Annotated in this window: 19 protein-coding genes; 6 read left to right on the forward strand and 13 right to left on the reverse strand. The window is 59.8% G+C overall.

Annotated features, from left to right (window positions below; all coding sequences use genetic code 11):
• Positions 1-60 precede the first annotated feature (60 nt).
• Complete coding sequence (gene ptsP, locus CPA42_RS01930; RefSeq protein ID WP_002517095.1) at positions 61-1,734, reverse strand: phosphoenolpyruvate--protein phosphotransferase; 1,674 nt, start codon at positions 1,732-1,734, stop codon at positions 61-63.
• A 4-nt stretch (positions 1,735-1,738) separates the two neighbouring features.
• Positions 1,739-2,005: an HPr family phosphocarrier protein gene (locus CPA42_RS01935; protein WP_002513080.1), complete on the reverse strand. Its 267-nt coding sequence runs from the start codon at positions 2,003-2,005 to the stop codon at positions 1,739-1,741.
• Between the two features lie 95 nt (positions 2,006-2,100).
• Between CPA42_RS01935 and ispD the strand changes: the two genes are divergently transcribed.
• Positions 2,101-2,904: a 2-C-methyl-D-erythritol 4-phosphate cytidylyltransferase gene (gene ispD, locus CPA42_RS01940; RefSeq protein ID WP_002517178.1), complete on the forward strand. Its 804-nt coding sequence runs from the start codon at positions 2,101-2,103 to the stop codon at positions 2,902-2,904.
• Complete coding sequence (ispF, locus tag CPA42_RS01945; RefSeq protein ID WP_002518734.1) at positions 2,904-3,407, forward strand: 2-C-methyl-D-erythritol 2,4-cyclodiphosphate synthase; 504 nt, start codon at positions 2,904-2,906, stop codon at positions 3,405-3,407. Before ispD ends, ispF begins: the two co-directional genes overlap by 1 nt.
• On the opposite strand, the gene CPA42_RS01950 is transcribed toward ispF, so the two are convergent.
• Positions 3,354-3,758, reverse strand: a complete 405-nt coding sequence (locus tag CPA42_RS01950) for a PTS glucitol/sorbitol transporter subunit IIA (RefSeq protein WP_002517227.1) — start codon at positions 3,756-3,758, stop codon at positions 3,354-3,356. The two genes, ispF and CPA42_RS01950, sit on opposite strands and share 54 nt — an antisense overlap.
• Before the next feature lie 185 nt (positions 3,759-3,943).
• Here CPA42_RS01950 and CPA42_RS01955 point away from each other — a divergent pair, with 185 nt between their 5' ends.
• Positions 3,944-4,237, forward strand: a complete 294-nt coding sequence (locus CPA42_RS01955) for a PTS sugar transporter subunit IIB (RefSeq protein WP_002517094.1) — start codon at positions 3,944-3,946, stop codon at positions 4,235-4,237.
• 83 nt (positions 4,238-4,320) lie between these two features.
• Here the strand turns inward: CPA42_RS01955 and CPA42_RS01960 are convergent, their stop codons facing one another.
• Positions 4,321-4,806 (reverse strand): CarD family transcriptional regulator, encoded by a 486-nt coding sequence (locus CPA42_RS01960; protein WP_002517055.1) that lies wholly within the window; start codon positions 4,804-4,806, stop codon positions 4,321-4,323.
• A 139-nt stretch (positions 4,807-4,945) separates the two neighbouring features.
• On the opposite strand from CPA42_RS01960, the gene CPA42_RS01965 reads away from it, so the two are divergent.
• Positions 4,946-5,551 carry a hypothetical protein gene (locus CPA42_RS01965; RefSeq protein WP_002525210.1) on the forward strand — a complete coding sequence of 202 codons (606 nt, stop codon included), beginning with the start codon at positions 4,946-4,948 and terminating at the stop codon, positions 5,549-5,551.
• Between the two features lie 52 nt (positions 5,552-5,603).
• On the opposite strand, the gene CPA42_RS01970 is transcribed toward CPA42_RS01965, so the two are convergent.
• The gene (locus CPA42_RS01970; RefSeq protein WP_002517140.1) at positions 5,604-6,284 is read right to left on the reverse strand and encodes a response regulator transcription factor; all 681 of its coding nucleotides are present in this window, start codon (positions 6,282-6,284) and stop codon (positions 5,604-5,606) included.
• On the reverse strand, positions 6,281-7,462 hold the full coding sequence (locus tag CPA42_RS01975) for a sensor histidine kinase (protein ID WP_002517494.1): 1,182 nt from the start codon (positions 7,460-7,462) through the stop codon (positions 6,281-6,283). The genes CPA42_RS01970 and CPA42_RS01975 overlap by 4 nt, the downstream gene beginning before the upstream one ends.
• A 160-nt stretch (positions 7,463-7,622) precedes the next feature.
• Between CPA42_RS01975 and phoU the strand changes: the two genes are divergently transcribed.
• Positions 7,623-8,291, forward strand: a complete 669-nt coding sequence (gene phoU, locus CPA42_RS01980) for a phosphate signaling complex protein PhoU (protein ID WP_002513088.1) — start codon at positions 7,623-7,625, stop codon at positions 8,289-8,291.
• A gap of 141 nt (positions 8,292-8,432) precedes the next feature.
• On the opposite strand, the gene CPA42_RS01985 is transcribed toward phoU, so the two are convergent.
• Positions 8,433-8,627 (reverse strand): hypothetical protein, encoded by a 195-nt coding sequence (locus tag CPA42_RS01985; RefSeq protein WP_002517137.1) that lies wholly within the window; start codon positions 8,625-8,627, stop codon positions 8,433-8,435.
• Between the two features lie 43 nt (positions 8,628-8,670).
• On the opposite strand from CPA42_RS01985, the gene CPA42_RS01990 reads away from it, so the two are divergent.
• On the forward strand, positions 8,671-9,507 hold the full coding sequence (locus CPA42_RS01990; RefSeq protein ID WP_002517112.1) for a polysaccharide deacetylase family protein: 837 nt from the start codon (positions 8,671-8,673) through the stop codon (positions 9,505-9,507).
• 91 nt (positions 9,508-9,598) lie between these two features.
• Here the strand turns inward: CPA42_RS01990 and CPA42_RS01995 are convergent, their stop codons facing one another.
• From CPA42_RS01995 to CPA42_RS02020, 6 genes are all read right to left on the reverse strand, one after another.
• Positions 9,599-10,348 (reverse strand): phosphoglyceromutase, encoded by a 750-nt coding sequence (locus CPA42_RS01995; protein WP_002517074.1) that lies wholly within the window; start codon positions 10,346-10,348, stop codon positions 9,599-9,601.
• Between the two features lie 124 nt (positions 10,349-10,472).
• The gene (locus tag CPA42_RS02000) at positions 10,473-10,931 is read right to left on the reverse strand and encodes a PTS sugar transporter subunit IIA (protein WP_002517174.1); all 459 of its coding nucleotides are present in this window, start codon (positions 10,929-10,931) and stop codon (positions 10,473-10,475) included.
• Between the two features lie 244 nt (positions 10,932-11,175).
• The gene (locus CPA42_RS02005) at positions 11,176-11,469 is read right to left on the reverse strand and encodes a PTS sugar transporter subunit IIB (protein WP_002517063.1); all 294 of its coding nucleotides are present in this window, start codon (positions 11,467-11,469) and stop codon (positions 11,176-11,178) included.
• Between the two features lie 206 nt (positions 11,470-11,675).
• Entirely contained in the window at positions 11,676-12,671 is a 996-nt protein-coding gene (locus tag CPA42_RS02010; RefSeq protein WP_002517044.1) for an asparaginase, read from the reverse strand.
• Positions 12,672-14,120: an amino acid permease gene (locus tag CPA42_RS02015; protein ID WP_002517164.1), complete on the reverse strand. Its 1,449-nt coding sequence runs from the start codon at positions 14,118-14,120 to the stop codon at positions 12,672-12,674.
• A gap of 375 nt (positions 14,121-14,495) precedes the next feature.
• Positions 14,496-15,971: a glycine hydroxymethyltransferase gene (locus CPA42_RS02020; protein WP_002517066.1), complete on the reverse strand. Its 1,476-nt coding sequence runs from the start codon at positions 15,969-15,971 to the stop codon at positions 14,496-14,498.
• Between the last annotated feature and the right edge of the window lie 87 nt (positions 15,972-16,058).

A 16,058-nucleotide genomic window follows, 5' to 3' on the forward strand; every position in this document is an offset into this window, starting at 1 on the left:
CCCCTGCGGAGCATGCTAAAGCCCCCTCTGCGGGGGCTTTAGCGGATTGAGGATCGTGTATCAGCTGACAAGAACCTCGACACTCGGGTCAGCTAGCTTCAGGGCGGCCGTGCGGGCCTCTTCTGGGCTGCAAGCGGCCAGAGCGGCGTCGGCAATTCGGCGGCACTGCTCTAGGTTATGACGAGATAGGGCCGCCTTGACGGCGGTGATCTTGCCGGCGGCCATCGAGAGCGAACGAATTCCGACGCCCACGAGGACCAAGGCCAGCAGAGGATCACCAGCAGCCTCTCCGCACACGCCAATAAGCCGCTCGCCGGCTCCATCACAAGTGGCTTTAACCAGCTGAATGACGGCGGGCTGCCACGGCGTCAAAAGTTCGGCCAACTCGCCTTGCAGGCGGTCAGCGGCCATTGCGTACTGGGTGAGGTCGTTAGTGCCAATGGAGGCAAAATCTACCGGTTCCAGTACCTGGGACGACCGTAGAGCCGTCGAGGGCACCTCGACCATGATGCCTACGGTCTTGATACCTGCGGCACGGGCACGGGAGGAGAACCACTCGGCTTCTGCCTTCGTGGCGACCATCGGGGCCATCACGTACGGGTCACGACCTGTCTGCTCAGCAGCCTTGGCGAGTGCCTCCAGCTGGGCGTCGATGAGGTCGGTGCGCACCTGGGACAGACGCAGCCCACGACGTCCTAGGGCCGGGTTTTCCTCAGCGCCCAGGTTGGCAAACGCCAACGGCTTGTCGGCTCCGGCGTCTAGAGTGCGAAAGACAACCTTGGCGCCCTCATCAAAGGTCTTAAGTACGGTGGCGTACGCCTCAGTTTGCTCGTCAATAGTGGGGGCGTCTTGCCGGTCCAAGAAGAGGAACTCGGTGCGGAACAGGCCGACTCCCTCGGCACCTTTCTTCTTCGCCGTGGGGGCGTCGGAAGGATTGCCGATGTTGGCGAGTACGAGGATGCGTTCGCCGTCAGTCAGTGTGGCGTCGCCGTCAGGGGCTGATGCCAACACCTCGGCGCGGCGATTGGCACGCTCGGTGAGCTCGGAGACGGATGCCTCGTCGGGCTCGACAAGGACCGTGCCGGTGACACCGTCAAGGGCTAGCGGAGTGCCATCTTCAATGTCACGAGCCTCGCTACACCTCACCACAGCGGGAATACCGATCTGGGAGGCCAGGATCGCGGTATGGCTTGTCGGGCCGCCAGCCGCAGTGATGAGACCACGGACCAGCTCTGGGTTGAGGGTCGCAGTGTCAGCCGGGGCGAGATCTTCCGCGACGAGAATCACTGGTGAATCAAAGGAGGGAACACCAGGCTCAGGCAGTCCTTGCATGACGGCGACCGCGCGATCGCGGACGTTGCGCAAGTCAGTGACGCGTTCGGCGAGATAGCCGCCAGCTGCGCTGAGCTGAGCGCAGAAATCGTCGAAGGCTGCCCACAACGCGTGGGCCGGACCATGCCCGTCGGATAGGTGGGACTTGACGCTGGTAAGCAGCCCGGGATCGCGAGCCATCATGGCAGTGGCCTGCAGTACTGCAAGGGCCGACGGATCGGCGTGAAGGGAGCGCTCATCGAGACGATCAGCAACCTTGCCGAGGGCGGCCTCAACCTTGGCCAGGTCTGCCTCTGCGCCTCGGCTGGGATCTGAAGCGGGCAGTCCGGGGGCGGGGGAGACGACAAGCGCGTGGGCCTGTCCGACTCCTGCCGAGACCCCGAGCCCCGAGAGGGTCCGCATGGGATCAGGCCTCCGGGTCGGTTTGCAGGTTCGCAACGAGGGCATCAAGCACCTCGTCGGCGTTATCACCCTCCGCGGTCAATTCGACGGTCTCGCCGTGCTTGGCGCCAAGCCCCATCACCGACAAAATCGAGCGGGCATCCACCGGCTCTTCGCCAGGGCGTCCGATTTTGACGGCCAGGCCGGACTTCGACGCCGCCTGAACGAACATAGCTGCGGGACGGGCGTGCAGGCCGCTCTCGGCTGCAATAGTGGTGGTGCGGCTCGGCATGATTGCCTCCTTGGTGGGCTGAAAATGTCAGGGACGACGATAGCCGACTGCGCGATGATACGACGTGGTGGGTCGGGGCCGATAGAGTGCCAACCATGGTTGATGAGCACACCCCGCCGGTCGTCGCGGTTGTCGTCGCAGCCGGTATGGGGACACGGTTCGGCGGTTCCGTTCCCAAGCAAGTTACCTCGCTGACCGGAAAGGCCGTCGTCGCTGTTGCCGTGGAATCCCTAGCCGCAGGCGGTTGTGATGAGGCCGTCGTCGTCGTGAAGGAGGGTATGCACAACCACTTACAGCTAGCCCTAGCTGCATCTCCGATACCGGTTCACTTCGTTACTGGGGGCAATACGCGCCAGGAATCGGTACGCAACGGGCTGAGGTTTATCGCTCAACATCATCGGTTGAGCGACGCTACAACGGTGCTCATTCACGATGCAGTGCGTCCGCTGGTTCCGGCATACGTCGTCGAGAATGTTATCGCGGCCGTGGAGAATGGTGCTGTTGCCGTGACTCCGGTGGTCGATGTGGTCGACACCATACGTCAGGTTGACGGAGACACGTCATCGGTCGTTGACCGCTCGACCCTGCGTGCTGTTCAGACCCCCCAGGGATTTAAACGGGCCATCATCACTGAATGTCATGAGCAGCTATCTATCGAGGGCGGTTCGGTGACTGACGACATTTCGTGTTGTGAGCGATACGGCCACCATGCCACCCTCGTCGAAGGCTCCAGGATGTCCCTCAAGATCACTGAGCCGGTCGATCTCGACATCGCAGAGGTGTTTGCGAAAGCGGCTGCCGGTGCCGGGCATCATTCGGGACGTCGTATTGGCAGGATGCTGCGTGCTGCTAAGCCGTCTACCGTTGTTAGAAAATTGGGTCACGGGAGTCGGCGGTGATGGAAATTCGGACGGGGATCGGGACGGATGTCCACCAGTTAAGCGCGGGCGTGCCGATGCATGTTGCCGGGCTTTCTTTCCCTGACGAGAGGGTTGGGCTGGTCGGTCATTCTGACGGTGACGTTGCCTGCCACGCCATATGCGACGCGCTGTTATCGGCGACCGGACTGGGCGATATCGGCTCAGTATTTGGCACCGCAGATCCGCAGTGGGCTGGGGCGGCTGGTGCCGACTTAGTTGGTCATGTGGTAGCTCTCATCGCCGGGAAAGGATGGACAGTCCAGAACGTCGCGGTGCAGGTTATTGGTCAGAGACCGCGTATGGCCGCTCGCAGGGCCGAGGCGGAGACCGCCCTGGCACAAACCGTCGGGGCTCCGGTTTCCGTGTCGGCGACGACGACCGATCACTTGGGGTTTACCGGACGTGGTGAGGGAGTAGCAGCGGTTGCGTCAGCCCTTGTCACTCGAGGGCTCAAAAGTGAGGATAACTCTCTGATCCGGTAGCTGTGGTGGTGGCCCGGACACCTTGATAGCTCCAGCAAGTAGAGATTGGTCGGGGGAATTGAAATACAACGCGACGTGGCCGAGATCGCTGAGATTTGAGGTTGCGGCTTCTCCGACCTCATCGATGGTGTAGCGAGTGCCAGCGAAGTTGAGGACATCTCCGGGTAGTAGTTCGCGCTGAGGAGTCAGCGGGGAACGACCACCGCGATTGTGAACTACGCAAATATCAGACAAGGCATCGGGCACGGGCTCTCCGAACAGCACGATGACTCCGGTATCCAACATGTCCTGGGCGCCTTTGCCGATGCGGAGCACTACGGCGTTCCACAATGTGCTAGACGTAGTCGCCATGGCTGACCCCCTTGAGTATGGACTCTGTGCCCTTCACGGCACGGTATCATTACCATCAGTCTTCTAAGGTGTCATGATCGTAGCGGACTAACCCCCTAAAAGGGGCGCGTTTAACATCGTGAAAGAAGCCCTTGGTAGACCACATCCAAGGGACGATGAGGTTTCCCAGAGGAGGAGTGGTCACCATGATCGAGAAGAAGATTCTTGTTTGCTGTGGCACTGGTACTGCGACGTCAGTGCAGGTTGCCAACAAACTTCAGCGGTTGCTGCGTGAGCGCGGGATCAACGCCCGGATGGAGCACTGCCGTGTCGCGGAAGTTCCGCGGGTGGCTGAGAGGTTTAGCCCTGATGTGATTGTCTCAACGACCGCAGTGAAGCAGCCCACCGAGAACGTCAAAATGTTCCGCGGCGTTGCATTCCTTACCGGTGTTGATGAAGGGCAGTTGGCAGACGAGATTGCGAACGCATTGAAATCGTGACGATCCCGTGACAGGCGACAAGGCATGAGAAACGGGGATTCACCCGAAGTGTGGTGAATCCCCGTTTTCGCAATGAGAATGAATCAGGAGGCGAGAACCTCGTCGAGCATCTCCTCAGCCCGGTCATCAGCTACCTTTTTGGCGAGGGCTAACTCAGACACCAGGATTTGACGAGCTTTCGAGAGCATCCGCTTCTCGCCGGCGGACAGACCGCGGTCACGTTCGCGGCGCCACAGGTCACGGACGACCTCGGCAACTTTGAGAACGTTGCCAGAGTGGAGCTTTTCAAGGTTAGCCTTGTAACGGCGAGACCAGTTGGATGGCTCCTCAACATTGGTCTTACGAAGGACCTCGAAAACATTCTCGAGACCCTCGTCATCAACGACGTCACGAACGCCGACAAGGTCAAGATTGCTGGCTGGCACTCGCACAACCAAATCGTTTTGTCCGAGAATCCTCAGAACGAGGTAGAGCTTTTCCTCGCCTTTAATAGTGCGAGTCTCGATATCCTCGATCACGGCAGCGCCATGATTCGGGTAGACAACGGTTTCACCAACGTTGAAAGTCATTTGTGCGGCCCCTTTCGGGGGTTAAGTATATCACATAATAATAGTTGCGGTCAATATTAATTTTGTACGAATGTCCTCAATAGCGTCACGGCGCGCCGGCCTCATTGGTTGAAGGCCTTACACATGAACCCGGGGTTCCTTGGCGCTGCCGACGGGTCGCCTTGCTCTAGTGGATGAGGCCCTCATGGACGCCGACTCGGCTAAACTCAACGACGATATGCGCCCCGGAAGAGGAGATTCCACGATGATCGACCGTCGCCGGACGACTGCTGTCCTTGCTGCCGTCGGGGTTCTTGGTGTGGTGGCTTGTGGCGCCGATCCTAAGGTCCTTACCAGTTACACCCCGGCGGCTGGTGTCAATGGCAAGTCCGACACCGTCAAAGTGCAGAACCTGGTGCTCATCAATGGCGGCGGTCAGGCCCGTGTATCCGCCGCAGTTGTTTCTCGCAAGGATGACAAAATTGTCGGGATTACGGGGGAGCCGCTCACGTCGAACAACTCTCTATCCGGGCGGTCCTTCACCATGAGGACGGTGAACGTCAAACTTCCGGCCCAAACGTCGGTGAACCTTACTCAGTCCAAACTTCAGGTCCCCGTTGAGGGGCTGTCGAACGGGCTATTGGCCAAGGTGACGATCAAGTTCGCGAACTCAGCGCCAGTTACTCTGGATGCTCCAGTTGTGTCGTCCACCCATCCGGACTTCGCGGAGTACGCTCCTTCAGGAATTCCGTCAGCTCGGTCCTGATCAGCCGAATACACCATTCCTGCGTGGTGCTGCTTTCCTGCGTGGTGTTGCTTTAGGCCTGAAACTTGTAGCCCAGTCCGCGTACGGTGATGATGCGCACCGGACGGGATGGGTCATCTTCAATCTTTGCGCGCAGCCTTTTGATGTGCACGTCAAGAGTTTTAGTGTCGCCAACATAGTCGGCTCCCCACACTCGGTCGATGAGGGAGGCTCGGGTCATGACACGTCCTGCATTGCGCAGCAGCACCTCAAGTAGGTCGAACTCTTTGAGGGCAAGTCGCACTGCCGTCCCGCCGACGCTGACCTCATGCCGCTCAACGTCCATCCTTACCCCGCTCTCCTCGAGCACATCGGGGGAAACCTCTATCTCAGGGCCGCCGCGACGAGTCACAGCGCGGATGCGCGCGACCAATTCTCGGTGGCTAAACGGTTTGGTGACGTAGTCGTCGGCTCCGAGCTCCAGCCCGACAACCTTGTCGATCTCCGAATCCCTAGCCGTCACCATGATGATCCCGACATTGCCGCGCTGGCGTAGCTGACGGCAGACTTCGGTCCCTGGAAGCCCTGGCATCATGAGGTCGAGCAGTACGATGTCGGCACCGTTGTGCGAGTAGATTTCGAGACCATCAGCGCCATTGGCGGCAGTATTGACCTCAAATCCCTCTTTGCGCAGCATGAAGGCGGTGGCCTCGCGATAGGACTCTTCGTCCTCGATGATGAGTACACGGGTCATGACTCCTCCTGATTGGATTCGTTGTGGTGATCAACGTCGAGGGTTGGAAGTCGAAGGGTGAACGTGGACCCCTGGCCCAATTTGCTCCACACATCGACAGATCCCCCGTGTGCCTGGCAGGTGTGCTTAACCAGCGACAATCCCAGGCCGGTTCCACCGTTTTCCCTGGAACGGGAGTAGTCCACCCGATAGAACCGTTCGAAAATACGCTTTTGGTCAGCCTCGCTAATACCGATTCCGTTGTCGGCGACGGCGATTGCGATGACGTCGGTGTCGACGTCACGGACTCGCCGGGCGGAGACCACTACCCGGGCCTTTGGTTCGGAATAGACAATGGCGTTGTGAACAAGATTGGCGACTGCTTCGGTGAGCTGGCTTTGATCCCCGAGGACCCACAGGTCGTCGTCGCAGCGCACTACCAAGGACACCTCTCGATTGGCAGCTTGTTCGCGGTGGCGTGAGACGGCCTCGTCAATGGCGTCTGCGACAGCCACTGGTTCAGCGCGCAGTAGTGGTTCGTCGGCTTGTAGCCGGGACAAGTCGATGATCTGGGTGACGAGGGCAGACAGTCGTGAGGACTCTGCTGTTAGCCGCTGGGAGAAATGTCGGACGGCCTCTGGGTCGTCAGCTGCACCTTCGATGGCTTCGGCGAGGATGGAGACAGCACCGATGGGGGTCTTCAACTCGTGAGAGACATTGGCGACGAAGTCTCGGCGGGTCTCGGCCAGCCTGACATGTCGCGAGCTGTCACTGGCAGAGATAACGGCGTTGCCGTGATCATCGAGAGGACCGACTCGCACGGTGAGAATGAGGTCGGCCCCCGTGGAGGCCCGTTTCATCTCCATGGTGTCGACGATGTCGCGCCCCTCGCGCCGGGCAGTACGCACCAGTTTGAGCAGAGCCTCGTCAGCGATACGTGAGCCGCGTACGAGTTCCATCGATCGCGCACCCAGTGTGGTGTGGAGGACCTCGTCATGCGGTCCGACGATGACGGCTGCCTCGGTGGTTAAGTCGAGAGCTCGGGCGAGGGCCGAATCGACTTCGATAGCCTCGATGTCGGTGGCGAGGGTGTCCACGGGATGACGAGACGACTCCACCACGCGGCTCACGAGGACCGTCAATCCAGCGCCGACGACGGCACCAATGATCGCTGACAGAATCATGCCCACAGTTCGCATAATAGGGGGATGGTCGTCATGCTTGTCACCCGCGTGTCACGGAGGGCTGACGAGGTTACTGGTCGTTCACTTAAGGTTCATGGTGGCGCTACACGGGAGAAATGTCTGAGTCGACAAGGCCGATAGGCTTGGCTGCACCCCACTATGGAAGGACACCGGCATGCGTGAGAGCTATCACGACGAGCTCAATGCCACCAGCGGCAGAATTCTGACGATGGCGGAGCTGGTTCGGGTCGCCGTCAAAGATGCCACGGCGGCTCTCATCGGTGCGGACCTGACTACCGCTGAGCGTGTCATCTCTGACGACTCGAAGGTCGACTCGTTGAACGAGGAGATCGAACGTCGTTGTTTTGATCTGCTGGCCCGTCAAGCCCCAGTGGCCGGCGAGTTGCGCACCATTGTCGCGATGCTACGGATGTGTTACGAGCTTGCACGTATGGGCGATCTTGCTGCCCACGTCGCTAAGATTGCCCGCCTTCGTTTCCCTGAGGTTGCGGTGCCTCCGCAGGTCGCTGACCAGTTCGTCGAGATGTCGAAGATTGCCGACTCCATGATTGGCAAGGCTGAGAAGACTCTTGCCGATCGCGACGCGGAGGCCGCCGAATCTCTGGCGTCTGAGGACTCCAAGATGGATGATCTGCGACGCGATCAGTTCCGTCTGTTACTGGGCGACGACTGGACTTACGGGGTGGAGAGCGCCGTCGACACCGCTTTGTTGGGCCGCTACTACGAGCGTATCGCCGATCACGCCGTGGCCGTCGGTTCCCGTGTCATCTACATCGTCACTGGTGAGGGCCCCGCTGGTGAAGACTGGCCGAGCGCGTACTGATCAATCTGCCCCTCACGTCGGCGTTTCCCGTCGGTGTGAGGGGTTTGCTGTGTCGCAGTGACAATGCCTTGTACTGAGTACGTACAATTGAGATGATTAATGTGTCGTGGTACACGGCTGATAATTCTCAGTGAGGTCTTGTCATATGGCTTTTGCCTTCCGTAGCAAAACGATAGCTGGCGCTGTCGTTGTCGTCACTACCGTTTCGATGGCCATCGCCGGGTGCGCGAGTAGTGACCCAGAGTCTGCTAGCTCCTCGTCGAAATCGGGTGTGAGCTCTGCCCAGTCATCTTCGCAGCCGTCGCCATCGAAGAGTCCCATCGCGAAGCCCAGCATTTCCAGCGGCGCTAGTGCCCCGGCGGGGTTGCCGAGCGGTCCGGTGCCCGCCGGCGTATTCGGTGTTGGTGCGGCCGTCACCAAGCCCGCCTGCGCTGAGCCGCCGTCGAATTACTCCCCGCTTAAGGTTCCGGGCACTGTCGTCAAGGACATCGACGGTCTGGAAGCGGGGACGAACCACGGCAGGGCTGCCGACAAGTATGTCTACTCGGCTTCGGTGGTGAATCAATGGTTGGAGAAGCCTTCCACCCAGCCCAAGAACAAGAAGATCGTTTTCGTCACTTTTGACGACGGTCCAACGACCAAATTCACCGGCGAGCAGCTGGATAATCTGGAGAAGGCAGGTGCTCGTGCCACCTTCTTCATGATCCCCCCGCAGATGCGTGACGTGGGCAAGAACATGCTCAGCCGCTCGCTCAAGATGGGCAATGCGCTGGCCATCCACTCGTACTCCCACGACTACAAATACCTGTACCACGGCAGCGCTGCGAACAAGGCCAAGCACATCAGTTGTGACTGGGACTGGGCAATGGCTCAGAGTCGTGCCATCCTCGGGTCGAATTACTTCTCTTCGGCCTTCCGCTACCCGGGCGGCCACATGTCCTGGACTAATCTGTCTCAGGCTGACGCTACGCTGGCTAAGCGCGGGGTCGGCTGGATCGATTGGAACGCGATGAGTGGAGATGCTGACGCCCAGCGTCCCACGACTGTTCCTGGATATCTCCAGATGGTTAAGAAGAGCATTAAGGAGTCCAATAACCCGAACGTCGTGGTCATCCTCAATCACGACACCTACGGCAAACAGATGACGGCTAAAGCCATGCCTTCCATCCTCGCGTGGCTCAAGAGCCAGGGCTACGAGTTCGGCGTTATTGCCTAAAGCTCTAGCTTCATGCAACTCGACGGTGCCCCGATATTTCTGGCGGCACCGTCGAGTTGCATCAAGCAGCTTCAGCAGCCTGCGGGCAGGCTTACTTGTTTCCCTGGTTAGCGACTGCCTTGGCGCCGGCGGCAGCGGCCTCAGGGTCGAGGTAGCGGCCCCCCCTAGTCACGGGCTTGAGGTTGTCGTCAAGCTCGTAGAACAGCGGGATACCGGTCGGGATGTTGAGGCCGGCGATGTCCTCGTCACTGATCTCGTCGAGGTGCTTGACGAGGGCGCGCAGGGAGTTACCGTGAGCAGCCACGAGCACCGTCTTGCCGTCCTTAAGGTCGGCAGCAATATCAGAGGTGAAGTACGGCACCATGCGGGCCACGACGTCTTTGAGACACTCGGCGACCGGACGCTCGGACGCCGGGATGTCGGCGTACCGCGGGTCATGGAACTGGCTGAATTCGCTGTCGCGGTCAAGGTCCGGTGGACGAACATCGTAGGAGCGACGCCAAGCCATGAACTGGTCGTTGCCGTACTTCTCCTTGGTCTCAGCCTTGTTGAGACCCTGCAGCGCACCGTAGTGACGCTCGTTGAGGCGCCAGGAGCGATGCACCGGGATCCAATGGCGGTCGCAGCCGTCAAGGGCTAGGTAGGCGGTATGGATAGCACGACGTAGCAGCGAGGTGTGGACGATATCGGGCAGGAGGTTTTCCTGCTTGAGCAGGTCGGCGGCGTGACGAGCCTCGCCCTCGCCCTTCTCGTTGAGATCGACGTCCACCCAGCCGGTGAAGAGGTTCTTGGAGTTCCATTCGCTCTCGCCATGGCGGAGCAGGATGAGCTTTGCAGTCATGGTTCTACCATAGTGTGTCTGGGGAATAGCATTCGCGTCCCCTACCCCATCTGCGGGATTGCAGTCGTTATGTCCCTCGGTAGTTAGATCCGGTGATCTCGGTGTTCGCCCTGACACAACACCGTCAGTCTTCTACCGTTGCGAGGACGTCCGGGAGTGTATTCGCGACCTCCGCGTGGCTGCCGTGCAGCAGAATGCGGTACGACGACTCGTCTTGGATGAGTGTGATGACAGCTTCGAGCATGTCGATTTGATTGCCGGGGTCAGTGACTAGGGGCCAGATGCTGAGCTGGACGTCGAGGTTGCGCTCGGGATCGTCCATGGCGTGGAAGGTTGTCGATGCACTATTGCGGCATACCAGTAGCCCCGGGGAGATGACGTGTTCGGGATCGATGTGCGGAATAGTGATGGACACGTAGCCGAAGTCAAGCCCGGTGGGGAATTTCTTCTCTCGTGCACTCACCGCGTTAAGGAATGTGGATTTCACCATGTTGTCAGCGGTGAGACGATCATTGACCTGGGCGTAAAGGTCATTCTGGCTGGTGGCCGTCACGTCGGCCACGATAAGACGGGGCGTCGGCATTGTTTTACTTTCCTATGGGGGCTTCGACCGGTGACTTGTGTCCTTCGACACGGCCAGCGGACCCGGACACCTTTGCGCGTCTGATCGGGGTGAGGTGGTCGGCTCATACGTTCGGTTCTGCCCGACAGTTCGGGGGACTAACCAAGTTAGTTACGCACTTATGTGTATTTACGCCCATGAGGTAGGCGACGGGCAATGAGACGTTTTGCCTATTCCACCTGCAGCAATGACAGCTAGTGACCTGTCAGGCTTTGAGGTCGCTAGCGATCTGGTCTGCGAGTTCCTCGGCGTCAACACCGGTGAGCAGCGGCGTGCCTCGGTAGACCTTGATCTCCTCATCTGGAGGGGTGATAGCGGTGGTGACGACGATGGCGTCAGGCTGGAATGTCGTCATTTGGGCGGGGACGTTGGCCGTTTTGCATTCCTTCATCGTCGCGGTGATGCCCCGATCACGCAGCATCCGCTGCAACTTGTTCGCCACTTGGACGGAGGTTGCGATGCCAGTGCCGCAGCAGACCAGAACCTTCTTGTTGACCATCAATGCCTCTCCTCACGTGGATGTCGAACCCACCTCGTCGGCCACTTCGGGGTGCGGCACGAAGGGGGCGGCGATGCCCTCATATTTACCCACCATGCCTCCATGATTGTCCACGGACAGGCCGTTAGCTAGTGCTAGCGGAAAATCTCACACTTTTTGCGACGAACGTGCATCAAAACTGGGCCCTTGGTGGGAAAGTGTGATAATTAGACGCTGATCTCACCAGCGATGTCGGTCTCGATCCATCGCTTGAGCTCTTTGCCGTGCAGCCCTTGAGAGAGCAGAAAGACTAGCTTGGCATAGAGAGCCTCGAGAGTCATGTCATGGGCGCTGACAGCTCCGCCCTCCGTGAGGGCATGACTTGACTGGTATTGACCCAGTTGGACATCAGCTTGCATGCATTGGGAAGCGACGACGACGGGGGTGCCGGCGGAGATGACATCGAGGATGGCGTCGACGACGCCGGGTTCATCACTGGGGATATTTCCGACCCCGAATGCGCGCAAAATGACGGCTTCGGGCAAAGGGTCGAGGACGGCGCGGAGGCGTCGAGCGCTGATGCCCGGAGATAGATCAACGACGAGGACGTCGTGACGCTGGTATGGGCCGGGGTTGAGCCAACCGCAACCCGTCGATTCATTCTCGACCCATTGCCACGGTGCTCCGGTGCGCGCTAATTGTGGGACGGCGGGCGAATCGAACCCGTTATAGGCCCACGAGGAGAGTTTCGTGACGCGATTGCCACGCAGCAGTTTGTGGCCAAAGAAGACCGCGACCCCGTTGAGGCGCCCGCTCGTGGCGGCTCGCAGCGCTCCCGTGACGTTTGGCGCAGCATCTGTTCCGACGACTCCCAATGAGTACTGTGCTCCGGTGACGACGACCGGCTTACCGAACTCGGTAAGGGCGTAGGACAGCGCGGCTGAGGTGTAGGCCAAGGTGTCGGTTCCATGAAGAACAACGAATGAGTCGGCATCGTCGCGATGCTCCCACAGATCGTCGACAATTCGGCGCCAGTCATCGGGAGTGGCGTTGGCCGAGTCAATGAGATGCTCGAAACTCAGGGTCTCAAAGGTTCCGGCGAGTTCGGTGCCAGATAGTAATTGGTTAAGCCAACCCGTCAGATCAGCACCTGGAGCTAAGCCGTTAGGAGTGGACACCATTCCTAACGTTCCGCCGGTGTAGAGAACGTGGGTTTGCATCATTCACATCCCCTCATCGCTTGGAACCACGTTGTCGAGCAGGTCGGGTTTGATGCTGTTACGGACTGCGTACCACCCGGCGACCATGGCAATTGCGACCAGGGCGAAGAGGGCTAGTGTCCAGCGCCCCGATTCCGAAGTGACGTTCGACAGTACGACGATCAGCAGGAAGGCCAATGAGATGTAGTTCGTGACCGGGGCACCAGGCATGCGGTATTCCGGTCGGTTGTCCTTGCCCCGCCTCACTGCGCTCACGAAACGGGTGTGGGCGAGCAGGACCATCGCCCACGTGCCGGCGATACCGATGCCGGCGAGGTTCATGACGATCTCGAAGGCGCTATCCGGGAGGAAGGCGTTGAGGGCAACGCCCAGCAGACCGAGGGCGGCGGTCATGGCGATGCCGCCAGAAGGCACGTGGTGACGGTTGAGTTTAGCAGCGGCTTTTGGTGCTTCGCCGGCAACCGCCAATGACCTCAGGGTGCGTCCGGTCGAGTACAGGCCAGCATTGAGCGAGCTGAGGGCAGCCGTCAGGACGATTACCTGGATGATGTCACCAGCGTAGGGAATTCCGATTCCGGTGAAGAAGGTGACGAACGGGGATTCATTGCTTGAATAGGCAGTGTACGGCAGTACCAGCGCCATCAAGATGATCGAACCGACGTAGAAGACGAAGATACGCAGGATCATCGAGTTGATGGCCTTGGGCAAGATCTTGCTCGCATCCTTGGTCTCGCCTGCTGCTACGCCGACCATCTCGGTGCCGCCGAAGGCGAAGATCACTCCCAGAGTGAGTGCAAAGACCGGCGCCAGCCCAGCGGGGAAGAATCCGCCATGCTGGGCGATGTTGTGAAGGCCTGCGGTGTAGTTGCCAACCCGCGCACCCGTGACGATGGCCCAGATGGCCGCGATCATGAACAGGATGATCGCGGCTACCTTGATAGCAGCGAACCAAAATTCGGCCTCGCCGAACATCTTCACGCTCAACATGTTGAGGGTAAACACCACGCCGAGGGCGATGAGCGCTAACACCCATTGTGGGATGGCACGCAAGGGCGTCCAATAATGCAGGTACAGCGCCACTGCGGTGATGTCAGCCATCACCGTGACCGACCAGTCAAGGAAGAAGAACCATCCGGTGGCGTAGGCGCCCTTCTCACCCATGAATTCACGCGCGTAGGACACGAAGGCGCCTGAGGACGGACGACGAATAGCCATCTCACCGAGGGCCCTCACCATGAGGAAGGCGAAGATGCCACAGACGGCGTAGCTTATCGCCAATCCGGGGCCACCTTGGGCAAGGCGTCCGCCAGTACCCAGAAACAAGCCGGTGCCGATTGAGCCGCCGATGGCGATCATCTGCAGGTGCCTGTTCTTTAAGGCCTTGTCGTAGCCGGCATCCCCCTTATCAACGGTGGTGCTGGTGTGCGGGGTGACAGAATCACCTTCCTGCATGGGAACCTCCTCGTGACGGAACCACCCGGTCTAGCACGGGAATGCTAGCCCCGAAGGGGCCACTCTGCACCGAAAATAAGTATCTTTACAAACGGATCAGAAACGAGTGGGCCGGTTGAATTATCGGCGTGGGCGTGTGATAAGGCTCCGTCTGATGAGATGGACGATTGGGGCGTCTCGTCCCCAGGCTGTCGAGGTCGCAGGATCAGGGTCAGGGAGCCACAGGAGCGAAGAAAAAGGGCAGCGACGAGAAATCGACGGCCCATGTTCTGTTCTTTGCAGAACGTGGACCGCCGATCGAAACGGTGCGGAAATTTCGTGAGTGGATACTTGGTGAGAATCCCCGAACTAGGAATCAAGGGGGATTGAGCCCCGTCAGGCCAAATCCAGCCCTGGGTAGAGGGGGAAGTTGCCCAGCAGCTCGTCGGCGGCGTCATGGACCTTCTGCGCCACACCGTCGGCAATTTGGTATTTGGCCTTGCCGGGCTTGCCGGTGGAGGCCGTCATCGGGGTGGTGGCCTCCAAGGTAGTGACGATGAGCTCGGCGACCTGATCGAATTCGTCGGGTCCGAATCCGCGGGAGGTCAGTGCCGGGGTGCCGATGCGTATGCCAGAGGTGTACCAGGCGCCGTTCGGGTCAGTCGGAATGGAGTTGCGGTTGGTGACCACACCGGCGTCCAGCAGCGCGGCCTCGGCCTGACGACCGGTCAGCCCGAAGCTCGTCGTGACGTCGAGCAGGTTGATGTGGTTGTCAGTCCCATCGGTGACGAGCTTGACGCCACGTTTCATGAGTCCTTCGGCTAGGGCCTTCGCGTTATTGGCGACGCGCTGAGCGTAGTCGCGGAAGGTCTGGGTGCGCGCTTCTGCCAGAGCGACGGCCTTGGCAGCCATGACGTGGGACAGCGGGCCGCCGAGCACCATTGGGCAGCCGCGGTCGACGTCGTCGGCGTAGTCCTTAGTCGTCAGCACCATGCCGCCGCGCGGTCCGCGTAGCGACTTGTGGGTCGTCGTCGTCACGACCTGGGCGTGGGGGATGGGGTTCTCGTCACCAGTGAAGACTTTGCCAGCTACCAGGCCAGCGAAGTGGGCCATATCGACCATGAGCACAGCACCGACTTCGTCGGCAATCTCGCGCATCTTTGCGAAATTAACGCGGCGCGGGTAGGCGGAGTATCCGGCGACGATGACAAGCGGCTTAAACTCGCGGGCCAGCTCAGCGACCTTGTCGTAGTCGAGCAGGCCCGTTTGCGGATCGGTGCCGTAGGAGCGCTGGTCGAACATCTTTCCGGAGATATTGGGGCGGAAACCGTGGGTAAGGTGGCCACCAGCATCGAGGCTCATGCCGATCGCCCGCTGGTCATTGAAACGATGACGCAGGGTGTCCCAGTCAACTTGAGTGAGGTCATTGACAGTGCGGGCGCCAAATTCTGACAGGGCTGGGGTCTCGATATGGTGGGCCAGGATCGTCCAGTAGGCGGTGAGGTTGGCGTCAATGCCGGAGTGGGGCTGTACGTAAGCGTGCTCAGCGCCGAACAGAGCGCAGGCATGCTCGGCGGCGATCGTCTCGACGGTGTCAACGTTTTGGCAACCGGCGTAGAAGCGGTGGCCGGCAGTACCTTCGGCGTACTTATCAGAGAACCAGGTACCCATGGTCGCCAGAACTGGCAAGGATGCGTAGTTTTCGGAAGCAATAAGTTTGAGGGAATGACGCTGGTCGGTGAGTTCAGCACGGGTGGCCTCCGCGATCCGCGGCTCGACCTGTGCGATCGCGTCGAGCATGGTGCGGTAGGCCGGGGCTAGCTTCTCGGCAATGTCACGGGCAGTGGGATCGACGGCACGGGGATCACTCACGGATGGCTCCTGTCATGACGGGACGGTAAGCACAAATCTACTCGTCCCGGGAGCCACTTGGGGCTATAGCCTGAAAGGACGGCGAAC

This window comes from Cutibacterium acnes (assembly GCF_003030305.1).
In the GTDB taxonomy this organism is placed as follows: domain Bacteria; phylum Actinomycetota; class Actinomycetes; order Propionibacteriales; family Propionibacteriaceae; genus Cutibacterium; species Cutibacterium acnes.

Excerpts from the sequence above, each read along its gene's own strand:
- ptsP (WP_002517095.1), bottom strand. The coding sequence starts at position 1,734 with ATGCGGACCCTCTCGGGGCTCGGGGTCTCGGCAGGAGTCGGACAGGCC.
- CPA42_RS01935 (WP_002513080.1), bottom strand. The coding sequence starts at position 2,005 with ATGCCGAGCCGCACCACCACTATTGCAGCCGAGAGCGGCCTGCACGCC.
- ispD (WP_002517178.1), top strand. The coding sequence starts at position 2,101 with ATGGTTGATGAGCACACCCCGCCGGTCGTCGCGGTTGTCGTCGCAGCC.
- ispF (WP_002518734.1), top strand. The coding sequence starts at position 2,904 with ATGGAAATTCGGACGGGGATCGGGACGGATGTCCACCAGTTAAGCGCG.
- CPA42_RS01950 (WP_002517227.1), bottom strand. The coding sequence starts at position 3,758 with ATGGCGACTACGTCTAGCACATTGTGGAACGCCGTAGTGCTCCGCATC.
- CPA42_RS01955 (WP_002517094.1), top strand. The coding sequence starts at position 3,944 with ATGATCGAGAAGAAGATTCTTGTTTGCTGTGGCACTGGTACTGCGACG.
- CPA42_RS01960 (WP_002517055.1), bottom strand. The coding sequence starts at position 4,806 with ATGACTTTCAACGTTGGTGAAACCGTTGTCTACCCGAATCATGGCGCT.
- CPA42_RS01970 (WP_002517140.1), bottom strand. The coding sequence starts at position 6,284 with ATGACCCGTGTACTCATCATCGAGGACGAAGAGTCCTATCGCGAGGCC.
- CPA42_RS01975 (WP_002517494.1), bottom strand. The coding sequence starts at position 7,462 with ATGCGAACTGTGGGCATGATTCTGTCAGCGATCATTGGTGCCGTCGTC.
- phoU (WP_002513088.1), top strand. The coding sequence starts at position 7,623 with ATGCGTGAGAGCTATCACGACGAGCTCAATGCCACCAGCGGCAGAATT.
- CPA42_RS01985 (WP_002517137.1), bottom strand. The coding sequence starts at position 8,627 with ATGCTGGGCTTCGCGATGGGACTCTTCGATGGCGACGGCTGCGAAGAT.
- CPA42_RS01995 (WP_002517074.1), bottom strand. The coding sequence starts at position 10,348 with ATGACTGCAAAGCTCATCCTGCTCCGCCATGGCGAGAGCGAATGGAAC.
- CPA42_RS02000 (WP_002517174.1), bottom strand. The coding sequence starts at position 10,931 with ATGCCGACGCCCCGTCTTATCGTGGCCGACGTGACGGCCACCAGCCAG.
- CPA42_RS02005 (WP_002517063.1), bottom strand. The coding sequence starts at position 11,469 with ATGGTCAACAAGAAGGTTCTGGTCTGCTGCGGCACTGGCATCGCAACC.
- CPA42_RS02010 (WP_002517044.1), bottom strand. The coding sequence starts at position 12,671 with ATGATGCAAACCCACGTTCTCTACACCGGCGGAACGTTAGGAATGGTG.
- CPA42_RS02015 (WP_002517164.1), bottom strand. The coding sequence starts at position 14,120 with ATGCAGGAAGGTGATTCTGTCACCCCGCACACCAGCACCACCGTTGAT.